Source organism: Paucilactobacillus nenjiangensis, assembly GCF_005405445.1.
Lineage (GTDB): Bacteria > Bacillota > Bacilli > Lactobacillales > Lactobacillaceae > Paucilactobacillus > Paucilactobacillus nenjiangensis.
This window is the reverse complement of the sequence record NZ_BJEB01000008.1, coordinates 40,659-47,798: the sequence shown is the minus strand read 5'-3', so window position 1 is coordinate 47,798 and position 7,140 is coordinate 40,659. Positions and strand designations below refer to the sequence as shown.

General features: G+C 39.4%; 6 protein-coding genes. All 6 read right to left on the bottom strand.

The features are described from left to right. Positions 1–395: 395 nt before the first annotated feature. A complete protein-coding gene (gene dsdA, locus FFM59_RS02225) occupies positions 396–1,697 on the bottom strand; it encodes a D-serine ammonia-lyase (RefSeq protein ID WP_137601436.1) in 1,302 nt (433 codons plus the stop codon). Between the two features lie 284 nt (positions 1,698–1,981). Then, the gene (locus tag FFM59_RS02220; RefSeq protein ID WP_137601435.1) at positions 1,982–2,941 is read right to left on the bottom strand and encodes a ketopantoate reductase family protein; all 960 of its coding nucleotides are present in this window, start codon (positions 2,939–2,941) and stop codon (positions 1,982–1,984) included. 102 nt (positions 2,942–3,043) lie between these two features. After that, complete coding sequence (locus tag FFM59_RS02215; protein WP_137601434.1) at positions 3,044–4,222, bottom strand: pyridoxal phosphate-dependent aminotransferase; 1,179 nt, start codon at positions 4,220–4,222, stop codon at positions 3,044–3,046. A 67-nt stretch (positions 4,223–4,289) separates the two neighbouring features. Beyond that, positions 4,290–5,069, bottom strand: a complete 780-nt coding sequence (locus FFM59_RS02210; protein WP_137601437.1) for a carbon-nitrogen family hydrolase — start codon at positions 5,067–5,069, stop codon at positions 4,290–4,292. Between the two features lie 129 nt (positions 5,070–5,198). Continuing rightward, positions 5,199–5,861 (bottom strand): methionine ABC transporter permease, encoded by a 663-nt coding sequence (locus FFM59_RS02205; protein WP_137601433.1) that lies wholly within the window; start codon positions 5,859–5,861, stop codon positions 5,199–5,201. Then, the gene (locus FFM59_RS02200; RefSeq protein ID WP_137601432.1) at positions 5,861–6,883 is read right to left on the bottom strand and encodes a methionine ABC transporter ATP-binding protein; all 1,023 of its coding nucleotides are present in this window, start codon (positions 6,881–6,883) and stop codon (positions 5,861–5,863) included. Before FFM59_RS02200 ends, FFM59_RS02205 begins: the two co-directional genes overlap by 1 nt. Positions 6,884–7,140: the final 257 nt, after the last annotated feature.

Genomic DNA, 7,140 nt, shown 5'->3' with positions numbered 1-7,140 from the left:
CAAATGTTATTTGCTTTTGACTATTGTCAAAAGACCCTACACATTTGATTTGTCGAAACTTTATTCAGTTTTCAAAGATCTACTTGGTCATTGCTAAACTTCGTTAGCAGCAACGTTATATATATTACATTATCTAGATTTGATTGTCAACAACTATTTATTAATTGAATTGTGAAATTCTCTTTTAAAAGTGTCGTTCACCTCTCTGACAACGAGATATAACTATACTCGTACACCTACACTTCGTCAAGCAAAATAACGAAACAAATCGGAAATAATTTAAAAATCATTTATGTACGCGTTTACAATTACTGCATCTATTAATATACAGCATTTTTGTCTCAATTGCACGCAATATCAATTTAGAAAAAAAGACATCACCTAATGTGATATCTCTACTTAAATAATTTCAAACCATGCTGATAATATTCTTGCATTTCTTTTTCTGGAACCATACTTCCACCCGTAGCCCAAACAATATGTGTGGCATTTTTTAAGAACTCTGGATGATCTACTTGCTGAATCGTCGGTAAAATTGCAGTGAATCCTGCTGCCGCTGACGGTTCTACCCATAAACTCGCACTGTCTTTAAGCATGACCAAGTATTGATAAATTTCTTCATCATCAAATGTATGCGAAGCATATAGTAACGTCTTCATCACTTCTCCAGCGATTTGGGAAGGTCGTTGGACTGCTAACCCATCGGCTTCTGTCTTGCCGTCCAATCCAATATCATTAACCGCAATATTAGAATTTAGTCCAGTAATCATCCCCAATGTAACCGATGGGACATGTGTCGGTTCAACAAATACCGGATAGATTCCTTCTGGCATGATTTGGGATAATCCAAAACTGACCCCACTTGGGCTACCACCAACTCCGGCTGGTAAATAAACAAATACCGGATGACTCACACTGGGAGTAATGCCCAAATCTTTCAGTTGTTTTTGTAATCGAATCCCAGCAACCGCATAACCTAAGAATAAATCACGCGATTTTTCGTCATCAATAAAATAAGTATTAATTTCCTTCTCGGCAATTTTACGTCCTTTAGTAATCGCCACCGTAAAACTGTCATTATACTCAACAACATTGACACCTTTATCGCGTAACTTATCTTTCTTCCACTGGCGGGCATCAGCTGACATATGAACCGTCGTTTTGAATCCAAAAGTTGCCGCCGTGATTCCAATGCTAAGTCCTAAGTTTCCTGTTGATCCAACTGCAATCCCATAATGTGAGAATATTTTACGATAACGTGGTGTAGCCAACACTCTATAATCGTCTGAATAAACGAGGTCTCCCTCACGCATCGCTACAGTTTCAGCAAATTTCAAAACTTCATAAATTCCGCCTCGCGACTTAATAGAACCAGAAATTGGCATTAAACTATCCGCTTTTAATAGTAAACTGCCGTCAATCTTACTTTCAAATTCCGCTTCCATCTGATGTTTCATATCATTAATTTCGAGTAGTGGTGACTCTATCATGCCATTTTGTTTAGCAGTTTCAGGAAAAACTTCTGCTAAATACGGTGCAAATCTGTCCCATCGCGCAGCAGCGTCAAAAATCTCTGCCTGGGTAAAGTTTAAATCTGCCTTTTCGCCAAAATCAGGATTACGCCAATAAATTTTGTCATATCGTTTCATTGATTCAACGAATGGATTAGTTAAATTTAACGCTTCTACATTGTTCAATAGTGGAACCTCCCTTTGCCAAATATGTTTCAATTGTAAATTGCAAAATCATAGAAATCAATCACATCACAAGAGAAACGAAGGAAACAAACCGACTCTTTCCCGGACAATTGATTTCATAACTATAACACCAATTTTATTTACTTTAATAAAGCCAGTCCACATGTCACTGTCTCAAGGATACTTACAGCAATGAATTAATGTCAAAATAAATAGCACAATCCACAAAATGGATTGCACTATTGTTAGTTAATTTTCGAGAGCTGAGCGATTAGGCTCACGTTCTACTTATTAAATTTTCTTGAATTTTCTGCCAAATGAACTAAGTTACGGATGAAGTCATGAGTTGAGGCTTCGTAATTATATTGCTTACCTAAGTCATAAATATAACCGTTAATGTAATCAACTTCAGTATTACGACCCTTGCTCATATCTTGATACATTGATGGGTAGTGAAGTGGGTTAGTCACACGACTAACATGTTCAACTGATTCCCATTCTTCTTGACGAGTTGTCAGTAAGGTAATGCCAGCACGTTCACAAACATCATACGCTTCATTGATAAGTTGCTTACTTAATTTTTCAGCACCTTCAAAATCGATGAATTGACCCATTTTAATTTCAAACAAAGTACAAATAGTGTTGATAACTGAATTAAAGACAACTTTAGCCATCAAAGTACCTTGGAAGTTAGTCGTCAAATTAGGATTCATGTTACCTTTTTCAAAATCATCCATAATTTGATGAGTGGTATCATCAGGAGTTTCATTTTCATTAGCAAAGTTCATTGAACCTGCTCCAGATTCACCGATGAAATCAACATCCCCAGCCTTGTTCAAAACAGTTCCAATCAAAGCCGTTCCGCCGATAATATGATCTGGAGTGAAATACTTATCCAGCTTTTCAATATGTCCCATACCGTTCATGCCAGTAACCGCATATTGCTTGTCATTAAAGAAATGGGCACAGCGTTCCAACATATCGCCAAGTAACATTTGCTTTTCAAAGAAAATAAAGACGTCTGGTGTGCCCTTATATTCTTCTGGAGAATAAATATTAACTGGAACCAAATGACGTCCTTCGCCATCACGAGAAACAAATGCTCCACCTTGTTCTTTAATAGTAGAAACTTGTGGTTCCCATCCATCAACAAAATCAACTTCAACGCCTGCGTGTTCTTGTAACAAAATACCAATTCTCAAGCCCATTGCGCCTGATCCAATAACCGTATACTTAAGTGCCATAATATGTTTACCCCTTATTCTATGTAATATTCATGGACATCAGTAATTTGATGCCCACGTGGTGCTTATCTCTATTCTACTACTTTATTAATGAAAATCTAATTAAAATTTAATGTTGAGTTTGCCAATTCTCTCAACGGCTTCGACTAACCGTTCAGGTTCCACTAACAAGCCGATACGAACATACCCTTCACCTTGGGCGCCAAACCCATTAGCATCAGCCAATGCCACACCTGCCTTAGCTAACAATAGGTCCGCAAATTCACCACTGGTATAGCCATCTGGAATTGTCATTAAGACATAGAAGGTCCCACCTGGTTTAATCGCCCGCCAACCAATTTTGGCCGCCGCATCCAAAAATGCGTCACGCCGTTCTTCATAACGGCCAACGATTGTCGCAATTTCTGCATCGCGACGAGGGTCTTGTAATGCTTTAATTCCAGCTTCTTGTAATGCCGGAAAGACACTAACAAAGAGATGATCTTGAATAAGATTAATCGCTCCAATAATATCAGCATTGCCGACTGCAAATGCCAATCGCCAACCGGCCATATTAAAGGTTTTTGAAAAAGTATAAAATTCGATACCGACTTCTTTAGCACCGGGCGTTTCCATAAAGCTAATGGGTGCTTTGCCGTCAAAGCCAATTGCCCCATAAGCAAAATCACTTATGATACCGACGTCATATTTCTTGGCCCATGCCACTAGTTCTTCGTAAAATTCTTTTGTCGCCACTGCTCCAGTTGGATTATTGGGATAGTTAATATAGAAGAATTTCGCTTTTTGGGCTGTAGCTTCTGGAATAGATTTCAAATCAGGTAAGAAATTGTTTTCTTCTTTTAAAGGTACGGTTTCAAAATTAACCCGACCCAAAGCCGCACCAGATAAATAGTCTGGGTAACCAGGATCTGGGAGTAAGAATAAATCTCCAGGATTCATCAATGCCCAAGGAAGTTCCACTAACCCAATTTTCGAGCCACCCAAAACAGCCACTTCTTTTTCAGAATCAAATTGTGCATGATATTTTTCTGCATAAAATTCAGCTGCCGCCTGTTTGAAATCAGGTTGACCTCGGAACTGCGCATATTTATGGTTGCCAGTCTTTGTGACTTCGTCTTGAGTAGCTTCGATAATATAATCTGGGGTTGGCTTATCTGGATTTCCTTGTCCCAAATTAATTACATCCACCCCAGCGGCCACTTGTGCGTTCACCTTGGCGACTAAACTAGCAAAAAATTGTTTTGGTAAATTATCTAATAATTCTGATTGTGGAAAGTTCATTTCTGCATCTCCTAAAATTTATTAATGCTGCTATTTAAACGTTCACTTCAATTTGAATCACACTCTTTTATTCATATAGTTCTGGGCGGCGATCATCAAACACTGGAATTGAGCCGCGAACTTGATCAATTTGATCAAAATCAAATTCAGTGGTGACCAGGGCCTCATCTTCACCAGCATCAAGCACGACATTTCCGAGTGGGTCAATCACTTGTGAATGACCACTAAAATGATTATCAGGATCATTACCGACCCGGTTAACTGCGACAACGAACGCTTGATTTTCAATAGCGCGAGCGGCCAGTAAAGTTTCCCATTGCTTAATTCGTGATTCTGGCCATTCAGCGGAGACGTAAATAATTTTTGCTCCACCAAGGGCATTTGTTCGCAACCATTCTGGGAAACGGATATCGTAACAAATTACGCCTGCGCTTAGAACTCCAGCCAAAGTAAATTGATTTTTAGCAGCACCAGCCGTGATAAATTGTTCTTCATGCATCAGTCCGAATAAATGGACCTTATCGTATTGGCTTACCAGTTGGCCTTCACTATCAAAAATATAACTCGTATTGTAAAAATGACCGTTACGGTTAGTCGAGACTGATCCACCGACAATATTAACGTGATATTGTTTGGCTAATTTAGATAAGAGTTCTTTAGTGTGTGCGCCATCACGGTCAGCCAACTGATCTAATTCAGTCAGTGCGTAGCCCGTATTCCACATTTCAGGAAATACAACCACATCAACCTGCTGTTTCGCAGCTTGTGCGACAAACTTTTCCACTCGCTCAAAATTTTCGTCCGTCTGACCAAAAGATACATCGATTTGTGCAAGTCCCACTTTAATGCTCATAATATTTTGCCTCCTGAATCTGAATATCAATTTTCACACATTTTAATGCTTAACTCTCACTATGTACACACAAAGCCTTACTTTCTATACTTTCGGCTTTGTGATTTTTTAAAATAAGTTACTTTAATCTTTTTTCAATCTAGCTGAAATGACATTGCCAACTGATTGTAGAATTTGAACCAGCACAATCAAAATAATAATTGTGGCATACATAACATCAGGTTGATAACGTTGGAATCCGTATTGGTAAGCAATATCACCCAACCCACCAGCACCGACAAGTCCAGCCATGGCAGTAGCACCGATTAGTCCAATGGCTGCAATCGTTAAATCACGAATAATACTACCTCGCGCTTCACGAACCATCACGCGCCAGATAATTTTACTATTACTAATACCCATGGAACGGAAGGCTTCAATCGTTCCAGGGTCAATTTCAAGTAAAGAAGATTCTACTAACCGACCAATATATGGTGCAGCGTAAACAACTAATGGTAAGACCACACCACGAATCCCAATCGTAGTTCCAGCAACAATTTTAGTCACCGGTAAAATTAGGAATAGCAAAATGATAAAGGGCAACGACCGCAGAATATTAATGACCCAGTTGGAAATTGAATAGACGGTGCGGTTTGGATGCAATCCATCAAAGCGCGTGACTACCAATAAAACACCAATTGGAATTCCGACGATAATTGAAATCACGAATGTGATTGAGGTCATGGCTAAGGTTTGTCCTAAGGCTTCCCAGATGACGTTTCCCCAGTTTGTAATAAAGTCTGACATTATATTTCAACCTCCTCAACGTGCACATCTTGACTCCGAATAAATTCCAATGCTCCATCAAACTGGTCTTGTTGATCAGCTTTTAAGTAAACTAATAGACGACCGTATGGTTCACGTTTCATGTAACCCATGCTACCAGCTAAGATATCTGGAGTGACTTCAAACTTGTCTTGAACTTGTGCCAATAATGGCTCATTGGCAGTTTGTCCCACAAATTGAAGTGAAATCAAACGATGCTTTTCTGCGTAAGGCTTTAAAATATCGCGTGGAACGCCTAGAGTATCTGAAACACCAGCAAACTTGCGGGTAATCCCTTGCTTAGGCTGGGTGAACACATCGACCACTGGCCCTTCTTCAGCAATTACACCAGCATCGAGGACAGCCACTCGATCACAAACTCGTTGAATCACGTTCATTTCATGAGTAATCAAGAAAATAGTAATCCCTAATTCCTGATTGATTTTCAATAGTAACGATAAAATCGATTCTGTTGTTTCTGGATCTAAGGCACTGGTGGCCTCGTCAGAAAGTAAAATCTTGGGTTCATGTGCTAAAGCCCGTGCCACCGCCACCCGTTGACGTTGCCCGCCAGACAACTGAGCAGGATAGCTATCGCGTTTGTCCCACAAATCGACAATTTTTAAATACTTTTCAGCGCGTTGTTCGGCTTCGGTCTTATCCAATCCTTCTAGCGTTAAAGGCAAGATAATGTTCTGGGCCACTGTCGCGGTGACCAGCAAATTATAACTTTGAAAAATCATTCCAATTTTTCGACGTAGCTGGAGCAATTCTTTCTTTGATAAATCGGCAACCGATTCGCCATCCACAATTACATCTCCATCGGTTGGTTTTTCCAAACCATTAATCATCCGAATCAATGTACTCTTACCGGCTCCAGAATATCCCATGACACCGTAAATTTCTCCATCGGCTACCTTAAAAGAAACGTTCTCTACGGCACGCACGTGTTGATTTTTTTGTTGACCCCTGAAGGTCTTCGATACATTTTTAAATTCAATCAAACTGGATATCCTCCTTAATTCAGTAGTACAAAGTTTTAGTATGAATAACTGGCAAAACATCAGCGCTAAATACGTTGCTGTTTTGTTTTAATGTTCATTTTGCAAAGGTTGTGTAGTGACGCTTTTCAATCACTATCTTTAATCCGGCTTCCCAACCCAACTCACTCCGTCTAACTTAAATATTTATCGACCTCTTCGAGTTCTCTAATATTTTTCGTTATACTCGTAAGCTGTTCGGGTTGCTCAGCACTATCTTT

Coding starts and splice junctions, on each gene's coding strand:
- FFM59_RS02205 (WP_137601433.1), bottom strand. CDS start 5,861: ATGTCAGACTTTATTACAAACTGGGGAAACGTCATCTGGGAAGCCTTA.
- FFM59_RS02215 (WP_137601434.1), bottom strand. CDS start 4,222: ATGAACTTTCCACAATCAGAATTATTAGATAATTTACCAAAACAATTT.
- FFM59_RS02220 (WP_137601435.1), bottom strand. CDS start 2,941: ATGGCACTTAAGTATACGGTTATTGGATCAGGCGCAATGGGCTTGAGA.